Source organism: Algoriphagus sp. (assembly GCF_024642405.1).
Classification (GTDB): Bacteria; Bacteroidota; Bacteroidia; order Cytophagales; family Cyclobacteriaceae; genus Algoriphagus.
In genome coordinates this window covers 1-21,362 of sequence record NZ_JAHEBC010000040.1, presented here as the reverse complement: position 1 = coordinate 21,362, position 21,362 = coordinate 1, and the positions used below count along the sequence as shown (strand labels likewise).

The 21,362-nt window shown below is 35.4% G+C and carries 19 protein-coding genes and 1 pseudogene; 12 read left to right on the top strand and 8 right to left on the bottom strand.

Annotated features, from left to right (window positions below):
- A pseudogene (locus Q0L68_RS05320) lies at positions 1-325 on the bottom strand (tyrosine--tRNA ligase); the annotation flags it as partial.
- Between the two features lie 189 nt (positions 326-514).
- On the opposite strand from Q0L68_RS05320, the gene Q0L68_RS05315 reads away from it, so the two are divergent.
- Positions 515-3,748 carry a S41 family peptidase gene (locus tag Q0L68_RS05315; RefSeq protein ID WP_296700420.1) on the top strand — a complete coding sequence of 1,078 codons (3,234 nt, stop codon included), beginning with the start codon at positions 515-517 and terminating at the stop codon, positions 3,746-3,748.
- 83 nt (positions 3,749-3,831) lie between these two features.
- On the opposite strand, the gene Q0L68_RS05310 is transcribed toward Q0L68_RS05315, so the two are convergent.
- A complete protein-coding gene (locus Q0L68_RS05310; protein WP_296700418.1) occupies positions 3,832-4,161 on the bottom strand; it encodes a BlaI/MecI/CopY family transcriptional regulator in 330 nt (109 codons plus the stop codon).
- Between the two features lie 167 nt (positions 4,162-4,328).
- Positions 4,329-5,078 (bottom strand): acyl-CoA desaturase, encoded by a 750-nt coding sequence (locus Q0L68_RS05305; RefSeq protein ID WP_296700415.1) that lies wholly within the window; start codon positions 5,076-5,078, stop codon positions 4,329-4,331.
- 141 nt (positions 5,079-5,219) lie between these two features.
- Between Q0L68_RS05305 and Q0L68_RS05300 the strand changes: the two genes are divergently transcribed.
- The 6 genes from Q0L68_RS05300 (at position 5,220) to Q0L68_RS05275 (ending at position 10,873) form a co-directional block, all read left to right on the top strand.
- Entirely contained in the window at positions 5,220-5,585 is a 366-nt protein-coding gene (locus Q0L68_RS05300; RefSeq protein WP_296700412.1) for a phage holin family protein, read from the top strand.
- 333 nt (positions 5,586-5,918) lie between these two features.
- A complete protein-coding gene (locus Q0L68_RS05295) occupies positions 5,919-6,488 on the top strand; it encodes a hypothetical protein (protein WP_296700409.1) in 570 nt (189 codons plus the stop codon).
- Positions 6,489-6,544: 56 nt separating this feature from the next.
- On the top strand, positions 6,545-7,447 hold the full coding sequence (locus Q0L68_RS05290; RefSeq protein ID WP_296700406.1) for a histone deacetylase: 903 nt from the start codon (positions 6,545-6,547) through the stop codon (positions 7,445-7,447).
- 98 nt (positions 7,448-7,545) lie between these two features.
- Positions 7,546-8,145 carry an OmpH family outer membrane protein gene (locus Q0L68_RS05285; RefSeq protein WP_296700403.1) on the top strand — a complete coding sequence of 200 codons (600 nt, stop codon included), beginning with the start codon at positions 7,546-7,548 and terminating at the stop codon, positions 8,143-8,145.
- A gap of 95 nt (positions 8,146-8,240) precedes the next feature.
- Positions 8,241-9,212, top strand: a complete 972-nt coding sequence (locus Q0L68_RS05280; protein WP_296700400.1) for a deoxyhypusine synthase family protein — start codon at positions 8,241-8,243, stop codon at positions 9,210-9,212.
- A gap of 2 nt (positions 9,213-9,214) precedes the next feature.
- Complete coding sequence (locus tag Q0L68_RS05275; RefSeq protein ID WP_296700397.1) at positions 9,215-10,873, top strand: OmpA family protein; 1,659 nt, start codon at positions 9,215-9,217, stop codon at positions 10,871-10,873.
- Positions 10,874-10,953: 80 nt separating this feature from the next.
- Here Q0L68_RS05275 and Q0L68_RS05270 read toward each other — a convergent pair whose 3' ends face one another.
- Positions 10,954-12,411 (bottom strand): Gfo/Idh/MocA family oxidoreductase, encoded by a 1,458-nt coding sequence (locus Q0L68_RS05270; RefSeq protein WP_296700394.1) that lies wholly within the window; start codon positions 12,409-12,411, stop codon positions 10,954-10,956.
- Between the two features lie 221 nt (positions 12,412-12,632).
- On the opposite strand from Q0L68_RS05270, the gene Q0L68_RS05265 reads away from it, so the two are divergent.
- From Q0L68_RS05265 to Q0L68_RS05255, 3 genes are all read left to right on the top strand, one after another.
- Entirely contained in the window at positions 12,633-14,228 is a 1,596-nt protein-coding gene (locus tag Q0L68_RS05265; RefSeq protein WP_296700391.1) for a beta-N-acetylhexosaminidase, read from the top strand.
- A 152-nt stretch (positions 14,229-14,380) separates the two neighbouring features.
- Positions 14,381-15,769 (top strand): sodium:alanine symporter family protein, encoded by a 1,389-nt coding sequence (locus Q0L68_RS05260; RefSeq protein ID WP_296700387.1) that lies wholly within the window; start codon positions 14,381-14,383, stop codon positions 15,767-15,769.
- Positions 15,770-15,771: 2 nt separating this feature from the next.
- Positions 15,772-16,854, top strand: a complete 1,083-nt coding sequence (locus Q0L68_RS05255; RefSeq protein ID WP_296700384.1) for a glycerate kinase — start codon at positions 15,772-15,774, stop codon at positions 16,852-16,854.
- A gap of 282 nt (positions 16,855-17,136) precedes the next feature.
- On the opposite strand, the gene Q0L68_RS05250 is transcribed toward Q0L68_RS05255, so the two are convergent.
- The 3 genes from Q0L68_RS05250 to Q0L68_RS05240 form a co-directional block, all read right to left on the bottom strand.
- On the bottom strand, positions 17,137-17,325 hold the full coding sequence (locus Q0L68_RS05250) for a hypothetical protein (RefSeq protein WP_296700382.1): 189 nt from the start codon (positions 17,323-17,325) through the stop codon (positions 17,137-17,139).
- A gap of 286 nt (positions 17,326-17,611) precedes the next feature.
- Entirely contained in the window at positions 17,612-17,968 is a 357-nt protein-coding gene (locus Q0L68_RS05245) for a response regulator (protein ID WP_296700380.1), read from the bottom strand.
- Positions 17,969-18,195: 227 nt separating this feature from the next.
- The gene (locus Q0L68_RS05240) at positions 18,196-18,780 is read right to left on the bottom strand and encodes a DUF4136 domain-containing protein (protein WP_296700377.1); all 585 of its coding nucleotides are present in this window, start codon (positions 18,778-18,780) and stop codon (positions 18,196-18,198) included.
- Between the two features lie 143 nt (positions 18,781-18,923).
- On the opposite strand from Q0L68_RS05240, the gene Q0L68_RS05235 reads away from it, so the two are divergent.
- On the top strand, positions 18,924-19,406 hold the full coding sequence (locus Q0L68_RS05235) for a dCMP deaminase family protein (protein ID WP_296700374.1): 483 nt from the start codon (positions 18,924-18,926) through the stop codon (positions 19,404-19,406).
- On the opposite strand, the gene murB is transcribed toward Q0L68_RS05235, so the two are convergent.
- Positions 19,403-20,416 carry a UDP-N-acetylmuramate dehydrogenase gene (gene murB, locus Q0L68_RS05230; RefSeq protein WP_296700370.1) on the bottom strand — a complete coding sequence of 338 codons (1,014 nt, stop codon included), beginning with the start codon at positions 20,414-20,416 and terminating at the stop codon, positions 19,403-19,405. The genes Q0L68_RS05235 and murB overlap by 4 nt on opposite strands.
- Before the next feature lie 76 nt (positions 20,417-20,492).
- Between murB and Q0L68_RS05225 the strand changes: the two genes are divergently transcribed.
- Positions 20,493-21,362, top strand: an 870-nt coding sequence (locus Q0L68_RS05225) for a succinylglutamate desuccinylase/aspartoacylase family protein (protein WP_296700367.1), incomplete at its 3' end; no start/stop codon positions are given.

The following is a 21,362-nucleotide window of genomic DNA, read 5'->3' as shown; positions in this document are numbered from 1 at the left end:
CAAGAAATTTGGAAAGTTGAGACTGAATACAAGAAACATTATGATCTAGGGTTTCCTTGTTCAACAGGTTTCTTTCAGCCGATTTAAACGAAGGATCTCCTATCATTCCTGTGGCTCCTCCAACCAATGCAAACGGTTTATGTCCTGCTCTTTGAAAATGCAAAAGAGTCATCACACCAACTAGGTGGCCAATATGTAGGGAATCTGCTGTAGGATCAAAACCAAGGTAAGCTGAAGCCATTCCTTTTGTCAAATGTTCTTCGATTTCGGGAGTCATATCCTGAAGCATCCCTCTCCACCTCAATTCTTCTATAAATGAATTCATTTAGATCTTATGATTTTTTAGAGTCGCAAATATAGTGCTCCTGATTTAAGCATGGAAAAAAAGGCTGGTTGTTTCCTCATTTTTTAGAAAATAGCCAGACAGCAGTCAAATAAATGTTTATCCATTCAAAATATCCTTCGAAATAGAGCAGTTTTTTTTATTTACTTTCAGGCAAACAATTCATTATTTATGAAATCAATAATTTATTCTTTAGCAACATTTCTTTGCATTGTAATTGGGAATCTTTCTTTAGCCCAAAACTCTCCGAATTGGATGCGCTATCCTGCAATCTCTCCTGATGGCTCCCAAATAGCATTTACCTTTAAAGGTGACTTGTATTTGGTTTCTAGCTCAGGAGGAAAAGCTCAACAGATTACTTTTCATGAAGCACATGATTACAAGCCTGTTTGGAGCAAAGATGGAAAGCAAATAGCGTTTGCATCGGATCGATATGGAAATTTCGATGTTTTTCTAATGGATGCTGCGGGAGGTCCAGCAACGAGATTGACTTATCATTCCAATGATGAACAACCTTTCGATTTTAGTGCGGATGATCAATATATAATATTCGGAGCCACAAGAATGGATATTGCGGAGCATCGACAGTATCCCACAGGCTCACAGCCTGAACTTTACAAAGTACCAAGAGAAACGGGTAGGGTAGATCAACTGTGGACAATTCCAGCTGAATATGTCCAAACCAGCAAGGATGGGAGTAAGTTAATATACCATGATAAAAAAGGAGGGGAGAATGAATGGAGAAAACATCATCAATCAGGGATTGCAAGAGATATCTGGATGTATGATGGAATTACAAATAAACACACCATGCTTACTTCGTTTTATGGAGAGGATAGGAACCCTGTTTTTTCCCCTGACGAGAGTGAAATTTACTATCTGAGCGAGAAAAATGGAAGCTTTAATGTCTTCTCGATGCCAGTTTCTAATCCATCTCAATCTTCAGCACTTACCAATTTTGAAGGGTTTCCAGTTCGTTTTTTGACAATTGCTAGTTCAGGCCTTATGAGTTTTGGATTTGATGGTGAGTTGTATACGATGAAAAAGGGAGAATCTCCTAAAAAGCTCGATGTTAGCATTCAAACACAGGCAATCAGTAATCCGGATAATTTTATTTCCATCAATGGAGGTGTAAGGGAAATGGTTATATCTCCAAATGGAAAAGAAATTGCATTTATAGCCAGAGGAGAAGTTTTTGTGACTTCGGTAGATGGGGCTTTAACAAAAAGAATAACAAATACACCTGAGCAAGAAAGTTTTCTAGAATTTTCACCAGATGGTAAGTCGGTAGTTTATTCGAGTGAACGAAATGGAAAATGGAGTATTTATCAAACAAAAAAACTAAGAGATGAAGAACCATTTTTCTTTGCATCAACATTATTAGAAGAAAGCCCTTTAATCACTTTAGATCAAGATGCGTATGTTGGAAAATTTTCTCCTGACGGGAAAAAAATCGCCTACATCGAAGGTAGAAGAACATTGAAAGTAAAAGATCTATCAAGCCAGGAAACTGTGACTTTGATGACTCCTGAGCAGCTTTTTCATATGAGAGATGGGGATCAATATTTTACATGGTCTCCTGATAGTAAGTGGCTTTTGGCAACTTATAGACCAACGATGGTGAATTCTGAGGTTGTTCTTCTTGATGCAACTGGTAAGGAAGCCATGAGGAATCTTACCAATAGTGGATATGGAGATAATCAGGCTATATGGGTAAATGATGGGAAGCAAATGCTATGGTTTTCCAATAAGGAAGGAATGAGAAGTTATGCGACCAGCGGTCGGACCCAAGATGATGTTTACTCTTTGTTTTTTGATAAAGAGGCTTGGGATAAATTTAGAATGTCGAAAGAGGATTTTGATCTAATGAAAGAAATTGAGAAAACTCAAAAGAAAGAGGTAGAAGAAGAAAAAGCAAAAACTGACAAAAAAGAAGAAAAATCAGTTGAAAATATTGAATTTGATTGGGAGGGTATTGAAGATAGAAAAGCTAGATTAACTATACATTCTTCCAACCTTGGTGATGCGGTCCTTTCTAAAGATGGTGAGAAGCTTTTTTATCTGACGAGTTTTGAAAAGGGAATGAATCTTTGGAGCACGAATCTAAGAACTAAGGAGACGAAACAAGAAATAGCCCTGGATGCAAATTACGGAAGCCTGATGTGGGATAAGGATCAGAAAAACCTGTTTTTGCTGTCTAATGGAAGTATCTCCAAGATAAATCCAGAGTCTATGAAAAAAGAAAATGTGAAAATTTCGGGGGAAATGACCTTTGATTCAAATGCTGAAAGGGACTACATGTTTGAGCATATCTGGTTACGTACTAAGGGGATTTTCTATACTCCGGACATGCATGGAGTGGATTGGCAAGCAGCTAAGGTGGCCTATGAGAAATACCTTCCTAGTATTGGGAATAGCTATGAATTCGCAGAAATGATTTCAGAAATGATTGGTGAGTTAAATGTTTCTCATGCTGGGGCTAGATATTCAAGAAGTATCCCTATGTCGGATGAGACAGCATCTTTAGGAATTTTCTGGGATTATGGCCATGAAGGTGATGGTATTAAAATTGATGAAATAATTGCTGGTGGGCCTCTTGACAAAGCAGACTTTGAAATTGAACCTGGAATGATCATCAGTAAAATAGACGGAGTGACTATATCAGCTGATCAGGACATCGCCAAGTTTCTAAATAGAAAGGTTGATGAGTTTACTTTATTAGAAATTATGGATCCAAGTTCAGGCACTAGTAAGCAAATAACGATGAAACCAATTTCTCTTAGAGAGGAGAATCAATTGTTATATAAACGATGGGTTAGAATTAATCAGGAAGAAGTTGAAAGTTTAAGCCAAGGAAAATTAGGATATGTTCATATACCTGGAATGAGCGATGGCCCTTATCGTAATGTCTATGAGGAAATGATGGGCAAATACCATGATAAAGAAGGTGTTATTGTTGATACTCGCTTTAATGGAGGAGGGGATTTGGTAGCGGATTTGGCTATGTTTTTTACTGGAGAAAAATTCATAACATATGCAACAGCTGCTAAAGAGGTAGGCTATGAACCCACTGCTAGATGGACGAAGCCTACTTTGGCTATGTTTAATGAAGCTAATTATTCAGATGGCCATTGTTTTGCTTCCGGTTATACAGATTTGGAGATAGGAAAGACAGTAGGTATGCCTACTCCTGGAACTTGCTCATTTGCTGGATGGGAAGGTTTACCTGACGGAGGAAGATGGGGAGCTGTGCCTATATCGGCCAAAAATAAAGCTGGGGAATGGATGGAAAATAATGAGACAAGGCCTCAGTTTGAAATAAAGAATATGCCAGGTAAAATAGTTCAAGGAATTGATGAACAATTGTTAAAAGCTGTAGAGGAACTACTGAAAGATGTAAATTAAAAAGGATTTATCTCTGTGACTAAGACAAGTCAAAAAAAAACCTAGCAAAAAAATTGCTAGGTTTTTTTTAATCCATCTCTAAATTATTGATAATCTTTAGTATTTAAAGTCTCATCATTTTTAAAGAATGCAGTAAGTTTTCCAAAGGAGTTTTCAAAGTACCCGTCAAGTAATTTCTTGATCGTGAAGGTTCTATATTCGTCTTTTGAAACAATAGGAAAATATTCGTGACTTTTCCCATAAGATTTGTGACTCACAAATCCCTTTCTTTCCAAAATTCTTACAATCGTAGAAACGGTATTGTATGCAGGTTTCGGTTCTGACATCGCGGAAAGAATATCTTTAACAAATCCTCTTTCGATTTCCCAGAGGATTTGCATTATCTCCTCCTCGGCTCTAGTTAATGGTTTCATAATAATTTAGGCGTTAAGTTTTAAATCGAAGGAAAATTATTCGTTTAGTTTCACAAAAACAAAGAATGTTTAGTTAAATTCTCATTTTTCTCCAAAAAAAATTTATTAAGTACAAAAAAACCTCTCTAAATAATACAAAAAAGCCTCAATTTTGAGGCTTTTCGTATTTATGAAGTTTTTAATTTTATGACTTTAGTAGCGTGGAGTAGTTTCACTATAGGATAGGTAGGATCAAATTCATACCACTTGACTGCGAAATTTGGCCGATTTGGCAGTTTGTGATGATTATTCTGGAATAACTCACCCAGCATTAAAACATCTAAAAGCAAGCTGTTTTTCGACTTATCATTGTTGTCAAAGTTAGAATATCCATATTTATGACCACTCCAGTTCACAATTGCTCCGTGGACAGGGCCCATTAAAAAATGAATGGGGAGTAAGAAATACATCCACCAGTGAGTACCTGGCATTTCAAATACAGAAATACAAAGCACGTATATCAATACATATAAAAGCCCCCAAGCCACACGGATATACATGGTGTCCGCAAACTTGTCAAACCTGTTCCAATCTGGAATGTCCTTTGAAAATCTCTCTTCGGGAGTTAATCTAAAACTGAAATACTCATTATAAATATTTTTAGTCTTCCACATCATCGTAAATAAATTTTCTGTGTGGTGTGGACTATGAGGGTCTTTAGGCGTATCAGAATAGGCATGGTGCATTCTATGCAAAATTGCATAAGCCCTTGGAGATAAATAGGAACTACCTTGCCACATCCAGGTAAAAACATAAAAGAATCGTTCCCAATATTTGCTCATCACAAACATTTGATGAGCTGCATATCTATGAAGGAAGAAACTCTGGCAAAACAATGAGAAATACCAATGTAAAAGAAAGAAGATAATTATTATCACTGATTGTAGGTTTAAATTGACTGCACAAATATAAGTCACTCTAGTGTAAAAAAGTTTATTTTTAAACCTAGACTTTTATACTATGATATGATAAAAATCAGTTTATGATATTTTTAAATAGAATTCATTAAAATTTGTGAAATGGAAAGTTCATCTAAAGCAGGAAATATTTTAACCAAAATTCTTATAGGAGGAATTTCAGTTCTTATAGCGGAGTTCTTATTATCAGGAATTCATATAGATTCTTTTATGACAGGATTTTTACTGGCAGCAGTGATTATTTTAATAAACCTTACGATTAAACCGATTCTTATTCTGCTGACTCTTCCTATTACGATCCTTACTTTAGGGTTGTTTTTATTGGTAATCAATGCAGCCGTATTGCTTTTGGCTGCTGAAATTATCCCTGGTTTTCAAGTTGACGGATTTTGGTGGGCTCTTTTATTTGCAATTGTGTTAAGTATAATAAACTCACTTTTTGGAAATAGCCTTGATTCTAGTAATTGAGAAAATTACAGCATGTACTTTTGAATTTATTTTTAGCACTAATTTATCTATAGATATTATTTCGCTTTTCTAGGATATTTATCAGTCCATTTCCTCAGATTATTAAAAATAGAATTCTACTTTTTTGAAAGGAGAAAACAAACTCCAGAATCAATTAATCTCAACTTTTTGAATTAATGTTTCTTAATAATTCTTCTAGTTTTTTCATAAAAACTTGTGCAAAGTTGTGGATTTCATTTTATTCGGTTAGATTTTGAATGTATATTAATAATCTATTTATTATTAGAGGGTTAAATCAATGACAAAACAAACGAGGCTTTAAAATTTTTACCAATGTCGATTACAAATGTAGGATTCAATCCTGAAAATATTGAGAAACTCAGGTCTGAGTTGAAAAAATCAGGAAAACCTTTCAAAATTATTCCTGACGAAGAGAATTCAGATGAATTTGTAAACTTTTATTTCATAGGTATGTATGAAGGAAAAGAGGTTATTTATGATGCTGCCTTATACACATTAAGGTTGCACCATGCGAGTGAAGTTTATGAAATTGCTGAACATGAGGCTGCTAAAAAATTTCCAAACTTCAATGGAATCTCTTATGAAGAGGATGAAAATGGAAATATGTTACCCTTAACCAGTGAACAAGAAGAGGTTGGATGGTTTATTACTGAAATGATCATGGAGATGGAAGAAGAGGAAACCGTTAAAGTTCAAGAGTTTGTTGATATAGATACTTTTCATGATTATGGAATTGGATTGGATGCTGCATTGAATGTAGAATTCATTGATGATCAAGTTATCTCCAAATTTATAATGGAATTTAATGATGATACTTTGGAACTTGATGAAACTATGTATGCCTTCCAGTCTGAAGAGGAAGATGTCGGTGGGGGAGAATAATTTATTTTTCAAAAACATTTATAATTGGCGCTTGTTAAAATTCAAGCGCTTTTTTTATGCTTAAAATTGCTTGGTCACCTTTATATCCTCATCCTTTGCCTCATGGTCACAGGTTTCCTATGGATAAATATTTGCTTTTACCTGAACAATTAAAATATGAAGGAACAGCTTCGGAGGAAAATTTTTTTGAGCCAGTCAATCTTGATGAAATTTATATTTTAAATACCCATAATTCTAGCTATTGGGAAAAGCTTAAGAAATTGAATCTTTCAAAATCAGAAATAAGGAAAACCGGATTCCCACTTAGCAAAAGCTTAATTGATAGAGAGGTAAATATTCTTTCCGGATCGGTGCAAGCTGCTATATATGCAAAAGAATTTGGAATTGGAATGAACATAGCTGGTGGTACGCACCATGCATTTACAAATAGAGGTGAAGGATTCTGTCTGCTAAACGATCTTGGTGTGACTGCTAATTATTTATTGGAGAAAAAACTAGCATCCAACGTTTTGGTAGTGGATCTTGATGTACATCAAGGAAATGGAACAGCAGAAATTTTCCACAACAAAAAAGAAGTATTCACTTTTAGTATGCATGGTCAATCAAATTACCCTATGCATAAAGAAAAATCAGATTTAGATGTTGGACTTCCTGACAAGATTGAGGACCAAGAATATTTGAGACTTCTTAATGTTCATTTAAATGAGATCGTTAAAAATTTTACAGCTGATTTCATATTATATCAATCTGGTGTAGATGTTTTAAAAACAGATAAGTTGGGAAGGTTAGGCTTGAGTCTTGAAGGCATCAAGCAAAGAGATAAAATAGTTTTGGATTTTGCTAAATCTAGCAACATTCCAATTATGTGCTGCATGGGAGGCGGGTATTCTCCTCAGTTAAAGGAAATTATTGATGCGCACTCTCAGGTTTTCCGCTTAGCGCAGGAAATCTTTTTTTAGTTTCTTTAACTGATTTTAACCCTTCATAATACAAGTGCCCCTTGCAAAATCAATACTTTCTTTATATTTGCGCCCTTGTAAACCATAATGAAAACAAAGTGAAAAAAGGATTAAAACTGTTCGGTCTGCTAGGATTGGCAACAATGCTATTTTATGGATGTAATCAACCTGCGACCACATCTACAGAAGGTGAAACTACTTCAACAATTGGGTCAACTGGTGAATTGAAAGTAGCTTTTGTTTACACTGATTCTGTGATTAACAAATACGATTATTTTGTAAAAAAGTCAGAAGAGATTACTGAAAAAGGCAAAAAGTTTGAAGGCGAGCTTCAAAGCAGAGCTCAAGGTTTTGAAAGAGAAGTTGCGAATTTTCAGCAGTCTGCAAATACTATGACGCAGAATCAAGCTTTAGCCAAGCAAGATGAATTAGGGAAAAAGCAGCAGAACTTAATGACTTACAGAGATAATTTAATGCAGGAGCTTTCTGTGGATGAAGCAAATCTTTATAATGAAGTCTATACAGAAGTTCAGGATTTTCTTAAAACTTATGCTCAAGAAAATTCTTTGGATGTGATATTGTCTTATACTCGTGGGGGGGCAGTTTGGTATGCATCCGATGCTATGGATCTGACCAAAGAAGTTATTGAAGGATTAAATAAAAAATATAATACTAACTCTACTGATTCAGTAAAATAAATATTTGCTGTTGGGAATATAGAAACCCGGTATTAGCCGGGTTTTTTTGTGCTGAAATTTTGGGTAATTTTGGAGAATATTGAAATAATGATCGAATGACAATTACTGAATTTTTAAAACACAACTACCGTCATTTTAATGCAGCCGCTTTGATTGATGCTGCAGATGGATATAAATCCCATCTTGATAATGGAGGTAAAATGATGATAACACTTGCAGGCGCAATGTCTACTGCTGAATTAGGGATTTCACTAGCAGAAATGATTCGTCAAGATAAGGTTCACATAATCACATGCACCGGTGCCAATCTTGAAGAAGATGTATTCAACCTCGTAGCGCACGATTATTATGAGCGAATCCCTAATTATCGTGAGTTAACTCCAGCTCAGGAGCAGGACTTGGTGGAGCGGCACATGAATAGAGTGACAGATACTTGTATTCCTGAAATGGAAGCAATGAGAAGGATTGAAAATGTCATTTTAGAAGAATGGGTTAAAGCCGATCAGGCTGGAGAATCCTATTTCCCTCATGAGTTTTTTTATAAAATCCTGCTATCGGGAAAATTAGAACCATTTTATCAAATTGATCCTAAAGACAGTTGGTTGCTTGAGGCGGCTAAGAAAAATTTACCTATCATAGTACCTGGATGGGAAGATTCTACTCTAGGGAATATGTTTGCAGGACACGTGATTACCCAAGATGTAAAAAATGTTCATACCGTTAAAACTGGAATTCAATACATGATTTTCTTGGCTGACTGGTATACAACGAATGCTACAGATGAAAGTACAATAGGTTTTTTCCAAATTGGCGGGGGAATTGCGGGAGATTTTCCAATCTGCGTGGTTCCTATGCTTCATCAAGATTTACAAAGGGATAATGTTCCACTTTGGGGCTATTTCTGCCAAATTTCTGACTCCACAACCTCCTATGGATCATATTCAGGAGCTGTTCCCAATGAAAAAATCACTTGGGGGAAATTGGGGATTGATACTCCTAAATATATTATTGAATCTGATGCAACAATTGTGGCCCCGCTGGTATTTGCCATCGTTTTGGGTCAGTAAAAATGAATATTGAATTATCAACATATCTAAAAGCAAGTGGCATAATGTTGCTTGCTTTTTGCTTTTCTGTTAATCTTGAAGCTCAAGAGTTAAAATCTCTTTCTGGAGCAAATAGTCCCCAAGATGATCAAAACCCTGTTTGGGTAGGAGATAATGTATTACTTTTTAGCAGGGCATTCCACCCAAATAATTTGGGTGGAATAACAGATCCTGGGGATATCTGGATGACAAAGAAGAATGATTCTGGAGTTTGGGAAGAGGCTATCCACCGGGCAGATCTAAGTACAGACGGCTATGATTTTGCCTTGGGATTAGAGGATGTATTAACCTTATTAGTATATCATAAGGGTTCAGGAAGGAATGGAATGTACCAATATTCGAAATTCGGAAAAGATTGGAATTTTTTACGGCAGGTAAATTTTTCAGGTTTGGAGAACATTCAAGGTCAGATTTTGGGAAGGGTAGCAAATGGAGGTAAACTAATTTTTTTATCTGGTAAAGGGCCTGAGTCATATGGAAATGAAGATCTATATATCAGCCAAAAGACTGGAATAATCGATTGGTCAGAACCGGTCAATTTAGGTTCAGCTATAAATACCAAAGGACAGGAAATGAGTCCATATTACAATCCGTCTACTCAATTGCTTTATTTCTCCTCAAATATGCATGAAGGGGCTGAGGGAAAGGATATTTTCATTGCAAAGAAAACAGGGGAGGCTTGGAAGGATTGGAGTAAACCTGTGAAATGGGAGCAGATTAGTTCAAGAGGATCTGAAGTTTCAGTCACCTTTATCAATGAAAATGAAATAGTTTGGTCTAGTACAATGAACAGTGATGGCTTTGCAGATTTGATGACTTTTGAAACTATTGTTCCACTAGAAGTACCTACTAATTTCTCTCCACCTCCGCCTGCTATATTACCTCCAAAGAAAAATATTGTGGATGCTATGCAAATAGATAGTAATAAATCCATAAACCCTATTTATCCGAATACGGCGATTGGTAAAGCAGAAATTCAATTAAGCCAATTGGAAAATCAAACTTCCAATGAAGTTAAAGAGGTTTTAGAACCTATTCTTACATGGTTAGTAATCGACACAAAGAATAAAAAGCAATTGGATTTCGAACTTGAGTTTTACAAAGGTTCAGAAGCTATTAATTTCCCAAAGGATGATTCATTATTAGTTTCAAATTTGAAAGCACTTGGGGTAAATGAAATAAAAGTAAGTTCTGAAGGATTCTTCCCTAAAGACTTGAATATAAGTGAGTTAAAAACAGGAGACAAGAATGTTGTTTTATTGACAAAGTTAGAACCTGGAAGTATTCTGCTTTTAGAAAATGTCAATTTTAAAAGAGGCACTTCAGAGCTAGAAGGCTTAGAAACGGAGAAATCGCTAACTGAACTTGCAAATTTTCTTGTAAATAATCCAAATGTAAAAATAAGGATTAATGGCCACACCGATAATGTTGGTGACCCAGGTTTAAACAAAGGACTTTCTATAGAAAGGGCAGGTAGTGTCAGAGATTTTTTAGTAAGTAAAGGAGTAGAATTTGAAAACTTAAGAATATCAGGCTGGGGAGGATCAAGACCAATAGCCTCAAATGCCACTGAAGTGGGTAGGTCAAAAAATAGAAGAGTGGAATTGGAAGTAATTCAATAAAAAAAGATTAGAAAATCATTTAATAGCCCCCATAAAATCTTTGAATTTATGGGGGCTATTTTCAATTTTAAAGTCTGATTTTACAAAGAAAATCCTTCTCTATATTCTCGTTTCACGAATAAATTGGCTGGTTCAAAGTTTGTTATCTTCATGTTTTCACCATCCCAAAGCAATTTAATTCCTCTTCCAGGATAATCAAATTGACTTTCTTCACCTTCTCTGGCTATTCGATAATCATAGCTTCTTATCGCTAAATTTCCCATTAAAACAGATTCAGTAAGAGGCCCTGCAACGGAGAATGGGGAACTTAATTGATCAAATTCTTTTGATCCATGACCTGCGATACAAGCTTCAACCCAATTTGCGTAATGGCCACGATCTCCACCAGGAACTCGATACAAAGTCTCTGGAACATTTATTTCTTTAGTTTTTGATGTAGGAAGTAATTGAGGATTTATGCCATAAGTCGAGCACATCATTTTTCCTTCTGTGCCTTCTATAATGACACCATTACCACCATCACCCATTTGTTCATTGGCTTCAAGCTCCTCTGGCCGGGTTGGTTGGATTCCACCATCCATCCAATGAAATTCCAAATCTTTATTTCCTGGCCTGTCGAATCTAAGTGTAATATGGGATGATGGAGGACAACTTTCGGGAAAATAACCTCTTTCAAACTCTCCAACATATACTGATCCAACTGATGCTTCGGCTGACTTTGGGTATCCAAGCCCAAGAACTCGAAATGGTGGCTCCATAATATGGCAAGCCATGTCACCTAATGCACCCGTGCCATAATCCCACCAACCTCTCCAGTTAAAAGGAACTAAATTCCCGACATAATCTTTAAAAGGGGCAGTACCTAGCCAAAGATCCCAATCAAGATCAGCTGGAGGCATAATTGGTTCTTTGGGCCATTGAATTCCTTGAGGCCAAACGGGCCTATTTGTCCAAGAGTAAACTTTTGTTGCCTCTCCTATAAGTCCTGCATTGTACCATTCTACCATTTTTCTCACTCCGTCTCCGGAAGAGCCTTGATTCCCCATTTGGGTTACAACTTTATATTTCTCGGCAGCTTCTGTTAGCATTCTTGCCTCATAAATATCATGGGATAATGGTTTTTGAACGTAAACATGTTTTCCCATTTTCATTGCCATCATCGCAATTACTGCATGCATATGATCAGGAGTAGAAACAGAAACAGCATCTATATTCCCTTCTTCCTTTTCGAGCATTTCCCGATAGTCTTTATAATAAGTTGCTTTTGGATGAGCATCTCGGCTTTGCTTTGCTCTTGTATCATCCACATCACAAAGTGCAATCATGTCTACTTTTCCAGTAGAAAAAATACCTCTGACGTCTCCACCTCCCATTCCACCTACTCCGACACTAGCCACTCTTAATTTATCACTTGGCGGAATAAAACCTGTACCTCCTAAAACATGCCTCGGTACAATATAAAATCCGGCTAATGCTGTAGTAGAAGTTTTTATAAAGTCTCTCCTTGAATTGGAAGATTTGGGATCTGTTTTTTTCATTTTATTTGAGGTTATTTATTAGGAACTTTTAAAATAGATAATGCTTTTCGATTTTAATAAAAGTTTTTGCTATTAGGTTCTTCTAACTAAAGAAGTATGGAGAAATCAATTCCAAATTTAATTGCCAAGTCTAGAATATCGCAATCCTTTTTCGAATAAATTTGCTTTTTCACTTTAAGATATTTAAAATTTTAGAGTAAGTTTAAACAAAATATTAACACATGAAAAAATCTATTTTAGGCTTCTTTCTAATATTCTCGGCAATAGTATTTAGTTGCCAAGAACCAATAAATGGTTTAGAGGAAGCTGCAATTATTCCTTTACCTTCCTCTATTCAAGCAGGAAGTGGGGCTTTTGAATTAAGTTCATCATCAAGAATCCAATTGATAGGAAGTTCTAAAAACCTTTCGGATTTAGGAGAATTTTTAGTTTCTAAATTAAAGCCTGCTACAGGCTATGATCTAAAAGTGGGGACTGAAGAAGGAGATATTCAGCTTGTAATTAATGGAAATGATGATTCAGAAACATATTCTTTAGATGTGGAAAAGTCTAAAGTAACAATCTCTGCGAGTTCCGAAGCTGGTATTTTTTATGGAATTCAGACTTTGGTTCAAATTTTACCTGTACAAATAGAAAGTTCAACTGTTGTTGAAGAATCTTGGAGAATTCCTGTTGGGAAAATTGAAGATAAACCAGATTATTCTTACAGAGGATCCATGCTTGATGTTGCTAGACATTTCTTCGAGGTAGAAGATGTGAAGCATTACATAGATCAAATGGCTAAGTTGAAACTCAATTATCTTCATCTTCATTTGACGGATGATCAAGGTTGGAGAATCGAAATCAAGTCCTGGCCAAATCTTACCTCAATCGGAGCAAAAACTGAAGTAGGGGGAGGAGAAGGAGGTTATTATACACAAGATCAGTATAAAGAGATTGTTGATTATGCAGCCAAAAACTACATAACAATTGTCCCTGAAATTGATATGCCTGGCCATACTAATGCCGCTTTAGCATCTTATGGGGAGTTAAATCCAGGTGTAAATTTACCAGATGGTGATTTTGGTACTATGAAGGAAGGAAAGATTGATTTTGATATTTTGGATAAAAATCCTCAGCCAGCCGAATTATATACGGGGATTGAAGTTGGTTTTAGTACCCTTGCTACCAATAAGGATATAACTTACCAATTTATAGAAGATGTTATCAGAGAAATTTCTGAGATTACCCCAGGCCCTTATTTTCATATAGGTGGAGATGAGTCTCACGTAACAGAAAAAGATGATTATATCTATTTTGTTGAAAAGGTTCAGGAAATTACAGCCAAATATGGTAAGATAAGTATAGGCTGGGATGAAATAGCAACAACAAAGTTAGCAAAAGGAAATGTGGCTCAATTTTGGGCGTTGGAAGAAAACGCAAAACTAGCAAAGGATCAAGGGAATCAGATTTTAATGTCACCAGCAAAAAGGGCCTATCTTGACATGCAATATGATTCGACTTCAAGATTAGGCCTACATTGGGCAGCATACATAGAACTTGATTCGGCTTATATGTGGGATCCTGCAACCTATGCAGATGGAATTTCTAAGGCAGACATTTTAGGGGTTGAAGCTCCACTTTGGACTGAAACAATAAAAAGTAGAGCCGATATAGAATACATGGTTTTCCCTAGACTAGCGGCGATCGCTGAAATAGCATGGACTCCAACACCAAAAAGGGAATGGACAGATTTCCAAAGAAGAATTGCAGTCCAAGGAAAAAGATGGGATATGAATGGCATACAATTTTATAAGTCTCCTAAAGTAAACTGGTAAAATTTAACCTTGAAAGGCCCGGACACTTAATATAAAGCGTTCGGGTTTTTTATTTACTATATCCACTAAAAACCTTTGATATTGCTCAAATTGGGGCTATTATCGATCTTTAATTATTTCTTCAAACTCAGCAAACTACAAAATATTACTTTATGGGCGATCTAATTATTTCCTTCAGCAATTGGATTTGGGGTACCCCAATGTTGATTTTGTTGATGGGGGGAGGATTGATCCTTTTCTTTCATTCAGGTTTTATTCCTTTTCGTAAAATTGGACATGCCATAAGAGTATTAAGTGGCAAATACGATAATGATTTAGCTCCTGGACAAATTACCTCGTTTCAGGCATTGTCCTCAGCAATTGCAGCAACGGTGGGATTGGGGAATATAAGCGGGGTAGCCATAGCCATAAATATGGGCGGACCAGGGGCTATTTTTTGGATGTGGGTTTCTGCATTTGTGGGAATGGCAACAAAGTATTATACCTGTAGTCTTGCTATTATGTTTAGAGGAAAGGATTCAGCGGGAGTAGTACAAGGAGGCCCAATGTATGTTATTGAGGAAGGGATGGGGAAGAAATGGAAGTTTCTATCTATTATATTTTGCACAGCTGGGGTTCTTGGTCTTTTGGCGATTTTTCAGGCAAACCAATTAACAGCTGTCCTTCGGGCTGTGATTTTTATGCCAGCGGGACTTGATGGCGGAGATTCGTCAAGATTTGTTTTGGCAGGAATCGACCTTGGTCAATCCACCAGGTGGATACTTGGTGTTTCCATGATGGCTTTGGTGGCAATCGTTATTTTAGGGGGTATCAAAAGAATAGCCGCTGTAGCTTCTAGAATGGTTCCTTTCATGGTTGTGTTATATTTTTTCTCAGTTCTGCTTATTGTATTTAATTATTTGGGCGATGTGCCATCTATGTTATGGTTAATTGTTGAAGATGCTTTTACTGGAAAAGCCATTGCTGGTGGTGCTGTAGGAGCAGTTATTATTACGGGTGCAAGAAGAGCTGCTTTTTCCAATGAGGCTGGGATTGGAACTGCGCCTATGGTACATGGTGCTTCAAAAAACAATGAACCCATTCGAGAAGGACTAATAGCAATGCTAGGTCCATTTATAGATACTATTGTGGTTTGTACGCTTACAGCTTTGGTTATTCTCTTAACAGGTGTTTGGCAAACAACAGAATCTGATGGGGTGAGGCTGACTTTGAATGCTTTTGAGCTTGCTCTTCCTAGTTTTGGTAAATATCTACTTATGATTGCCGTTTTGGTCTTTGCACTCTCTACGATGTTCACATATTCTTATTATGGCCATAAATGTTTCAATTATTTATTTGGAGCAAAAAGAGCAGATTATTACAATTATTTTTATCTAGCAACCATAGTCATGGGGGCTGTGGCCTCACTTGATGTCGTGATTAGTCTGGTAGATGGGATGTATGCCATTATGGCTATTCCAACGATGATTTCTACACTTTATTTGGCACCTAAAGTAAAGGAAGCATCAAAAGATTATTTTAAGAGAATGAAAAACGTTTAAAATTGAAAATATTAATTGCTCCAAATGCTTTCAAAGGAACTCTTTCTGCACTTGAAGCAGGAGAAATTATAGCTTCAGAGCTAAAAATAAAATATTCTAAATCTGAAATAGAAATACATCCTATTGCAGATGGTGGAGACGGGACTTGTGAGTTGCTAGGGTATTCGCTGAATCTGTCTTCCCGGAAGATCTGGAGCTTAGATGCGACGGGAAAACCAATTATAGGCACTTATTATTTTGAGGGAGCAAAAGCATATATAGATGTTTCCAACGTATCTGGCCTTGGGCATTTAGATCCAAATCAGCTTGAAATTCGGGTCTCTTCAACCTATGGAACAGGTCTATTAATTAAACATGCCATCGAAAACGGTGCATCAGAAATAATATTGGGTCTAGGAGGAAGTGCTACAATAGATTTAGGAGTTGGTATTCTGCAAGCTCTTGGACTCTTTTTTTTGGATGAGAATGGTCGTGAACTTATTCCTTTTTCTTATGACCTTCTTTTCAAGGTTAGACATATACAAAAGTCTCCTAAATTCCCTAAAGTGTCTTTTATTTGTGTCTGTGATGTGCGAAATACATTTAAGGGTACAGAAGGCGCAATCCCAGTTTTTGGACCTCAGAAAGGCTTGAAATCTGAAGAAATTCCTTCTTATGAAGCTCAATGTGATTTTCTTTTAAATCTCCTGTTTAAAAAAAACAATTTACCTTTTATCGATAAGATAGGATTTGGTGCAGCTGGAGGTATTTCAGCCGGTTTATCAGGATTTTTTAATACAAAGATAGAGATAGGTTCTTCTTATTTTTTTAAGAAAACCGGACTTGAAAAAAAACTTGTTTCTTCAGACTTGATAATAACTGGTGAAGGTAGATATGATAATCAATCAAAATCTGGAAAAGCGTGCTTTGAAATCCTTCAGTTGGCAAAAAAAAATGATAAAAAAATATTTTTAATAACATCTGGGGAGGAACTAACAGAACATGAATTTGATCAAGTTCTTTACCTCCCAGCATTAGATTTTTCTGTCAAAGGGTTTAAAGAAAAAGCACGGAAAAATCTTCAGCAAATAGCAGGTTGTATTTAACTGAAATAAGAAAAGGAGGCGATATGGCCTCCTTTTCTTTTTTTATATAAGTCTAAATTACTTCTTTTTTGTAAAAGTACTTCTAACGTCTATTGCTGAAAGCCCTGCTCCTAAACCTATTAACACACAAACAATAAGAATGAAAATTTGTGCTCCAAAAGCAATAGGCGAACTAAATACATCAAGTAAAATCATATTTCTTTTTTTTATTGAGGTCAATAACGCCCGAAGATAATTTCAATCATTGAAATTACCAAAACAGAACAAGTATAAAGCAATTAATTAATCTTGTTCATCTTCCATATCATCAAAGTCCTCATCGAAATCGTCATCATCTTCGAAGTCAACAATATTATCATCCAAAAACTCATTGTCTTCATCTAGATCATATTCATCTTCGAATTCATTTTCGAAATCATCAGTATCTTCGAAGTCATCAAATTCTTCGAAATCGTCTTCAAGGTCCTCCATATCAATATATTAAAAGGTTTGGTAAATGAATTTATGCTGCGAATTAAATTAAAATTTCAATTCCTGCAATGCTAGACCTATTAATTTTTTTTGAAGATGTATTAAATGGGATTTTTGAATAATCGGACGCGATCTGTTTGTAATTTATTTACAAATACATCCTGAAAAAATTATTGTATCCCAAATTGTGTTTTTCAATGTATTTGGATGTACCCTTGATTACTTCAGGCTTGTAGCTCTTTTGTCATTTTGTCTTTTTCAAAAAATCAAATTTGTTGAAAAATTATTATGAAAATATAGATTTGATATACTTTTTTATCAAAGGTTTTGAAAAATAGTCTTTCACAAAACCATATTTTTTTGCTTTGTGGATATCTCTTTCATCAACAGAACTGCTTAAAATATAGATTTCAGCATCATTTTGGGTAGTATCTAAAGTGTCCAAAAAATCCCACCCTGACATGTCAGGCATATTTAAGTCTAAAAATAAATAATTGGGCTTTATCTTATAAATTTCCTTTAATGCATCTTTTGCGTTTTGAAATTTATAAAATTGGCAAGGCTCATTTACGTTTTTGGAGATCAATTTTTCAGTTACAAAAGTACTGATCGGGTCATCATCTATGAGGGCTATTATTAACATCAAAATACATAAAATTGTAACTGAACAACATAAAATATATAACAAAAGTAATCTGAAAGAATTAATTAACAAATGTTTTGCCAATTAAAAAAAATTGTAAACTAATTATTTTCAATATTTAATTTTTTAAATCAAGGATATTGCTTAGCATAGTTAGTTAACTAAAAAAGAATTTCCTTTGTTCTTACAATTTTATACTTGAATGATACAAAAAATAAAGAAATGATTTAATTGGAGCCTCCTAAATTTTTTGAAACTTCAAAAATGAATTCCTCTATAATTCTGTCAACAGTTTTTAATACCTTATTATCCTTTGTTTTTGGACTTGAAACTTCCGTAACTCCTGTCAGAGTCATTAAAAACTTATCCTCTTTAGGGTCAATGAAATCCACAATCACTTGTACCAATTCATAATTGGTTGTTTTGGAACTAAAATTAGGATTCATGTATCTTGAAGCAGTCCATGGGTCCCAAACCCGATAACCCCAATAAGGATATGGCGTAGAATAATTTGTTGAGGTTCTTTTTCTTGGATCTTCATTGGAAGTGTATCGTATTACCAGATCGGGTTGTTCCTTTTCATATTTAAAACCATTTTCTTCTAAAGCTTCCTGTAAATGAATTTGAACTTGTTGATCAATAAATTGCGATGAGAACCCTGGCATTCCGACTTCTTGGTTTATAATTACAAAACTTTGGTAGGGTTTTGAAATTGGAATTTCAGTATTCTCTTTAAAAATATCAATCGAACTACATGATGTACAAATAAGGACTATGATTCCAATTAGTCCCAACTTTTTGAAAGTATGCATAATGGCTAGAAATTTATTCAGTTTGTTACGAAGGAAACAAATGAAGGTTAATTTTTACTTTTTGAACGATGAAAATGAAAGGAATATTCCCCAAACTTAGAAGGACCTCGGAATCATTACTATTTTTGGGCAAATTATTCAAAATGGAAAAACCTGAATTCGACGACATTTTTATGGAATTGGCTGTCAATTTAGCCAAAAGATCACATTGCATTAAAAAGCATGTTGGAGCAGTGCTGACAAAAGAAACAAGGATTATCTCAATCGGATATAATGGTCCTCCTGCGGGAACACATAACTGTGATGTGGAATTTCCTGATAAAGGATGCGCCCGAGATAGCAAAGGCAGTTGTTCTTTAGCATTGCATGCAGAACAAAATGCAATCCTCTATGCAGTGAAAAACAATACATCTGTTGAAGGCTCCACTTTGTATGTCACCTTATCACCATGCTTAGCTTGTTCTAGAATTATCTTTTCGATGGGAATATCCAAAGTAGTGTACCTTTTTTCCTATGCTGAATATAAAGGCATTGGTTCGGATGAAGGTGTAGATTTTCTTCGAAAATTTGGAGTTCATGTCGAAAAATATCCAGAAGAATTATTGATTCACGATGACCTTATCTAAATAAAATTAACTTCCGGAATTAGTTGAATACCGAATTTTTCACTTACAGACTTTTGGATTTTTTCTGAAAGTAATTTGACTTCAAACCCGTCAGCATGACCAAAATTGACGATTACCAATGGCTGATTTTCATGAACTCCAATTTCCCCAAAACGTTTTCCTTTCCATCCACTTTGCTCTATTAACCAAGCTGCTGGGACTTTTATTCCTTCTGTAATATCGTAACCAGGGATGCCTGGAAATGAATCCTTTAATTTCAACCATAAATCTTTTGAAATTGTAGGATTTTTAAAAAACGAACCTGCATTTCCAATTTCTTTTGGGTCTGGAAGTTTGGATTGTCTGATTTTAATCACAGCATTGCTGACTGCTCGAAGAGATAAATTTGAATGGTTTTCACCCGCTAATACCTCTTTAATTGCTCCATAATCTAACTTAAAATCTGGCCTTTTATTTAGCTTGAATGTTACAGATGTGATAATGAATTTTCCTTTCAATTCATTTTTAAAGACACTCTCTCTATATCCAAATTTGCATTCTTCAGCATTGAATTCTTCTTGTTCTAATGTGGCTCGATTTAATGCTCTTAAACTGTGGAAAACATCCTTTATCTCAACTCCGTATGCACCAATATTTTGCATGGGTGAAGCTCCAACAGTTCCCGGAATAAGCGATAGGTTTTCGATACCAGCCCATTTATTATCTATAGCATGAAGTACGAAATTGTGCCAGTTTTCCCCTGCGCCAACTTTAACCCAGATAGAATCAGCGTCTTCCTTAATTATTTCTATTCCAGAAATCTCGATCTTTATTACTAGAGAGTTGATATCCTGTGTTAAAAGGATGTTACTGCCCCCACCAAGAATAAAAACCTCAATTCCCAAGTTCCTAGCCCAAATTAAGGCCTCAATTAATTGTTCTCTTGAATTGACACTTGTGAAAAATCTAGCTTTTTTATCCAGACTAAAAGTATTGAAGGGTTTAAGGGAAATGTTTTCTTGTATATTCATGTGGAATTCTTGTATTGCGAAATAAATAAGTTTTGACTAGATAAGAAATGAATTTTACAATCCTCTGCCGTATTTCATGAAAGAATTAGTAATAAACGGAATTAGAATCCGACCAGGTCAGACTTTAAATATTGAGTTGCCAATTGCGAAACTACCAACTCATACTTTAATTGATTTACCTATTTTCATTAGATCATCAAAAGAACCCGGTCCCGTAGTGTTGATTTCAGGTGGAGTTCATGGCGATGAAATAAATGGAATTGCCACCGCAAAAAAAATATTAGAAGAGGTTGATGAGAATTTGGAAATCCTCAAAGGAACATTGATTATAATCCCTTTAGTAAATATTTACGGTTTTCTTTCCAATAGTAGAACCTTTCCAGATGGAAGAGATCTAAATCGAAGTTTCCCCGGAAATAAGAAAGGTTCTTTAGCTTCTAGGATTGCTTATATTTTGAGCAATGAAATTATTCCACAAATAGATTATGGAATTGATTTCCACACTGGTGGCCGTATGTTGACAAATCATCCTCAAATCAGAGTTGATTTTAGCGATAAAATAGCTTTGGAATTGGCAAAATCTTTTGGGACTCATTTTGTTGTAAATTCAAAATATATTGAAAAATCATTCCGTAAATCTGCATACAGGCTCGATAAGCATATTATAGTTTTTGAAGGTGGAGAATCAATGAGACTAGATGATTTTGCAATAGACGAAGGAGTTCTTGGTACAAAACGATTTTTGAAAAGCCTAGGGATGATTTCCGAAACCATTATAAAACAAGCTACCATCCTTTTAAAAGAAAGTGATTGGATAAGGGCTAAAGCTTCGGGAATATTTAATTCAAATGTTAAATTGGGTGAATCAGTAAAAAAAGGACAAATCTTAGCCAAGATATCAGATCCTTATGGCCAGGTAAAGATTCCTGTGAAAGCTCCTTCAAAT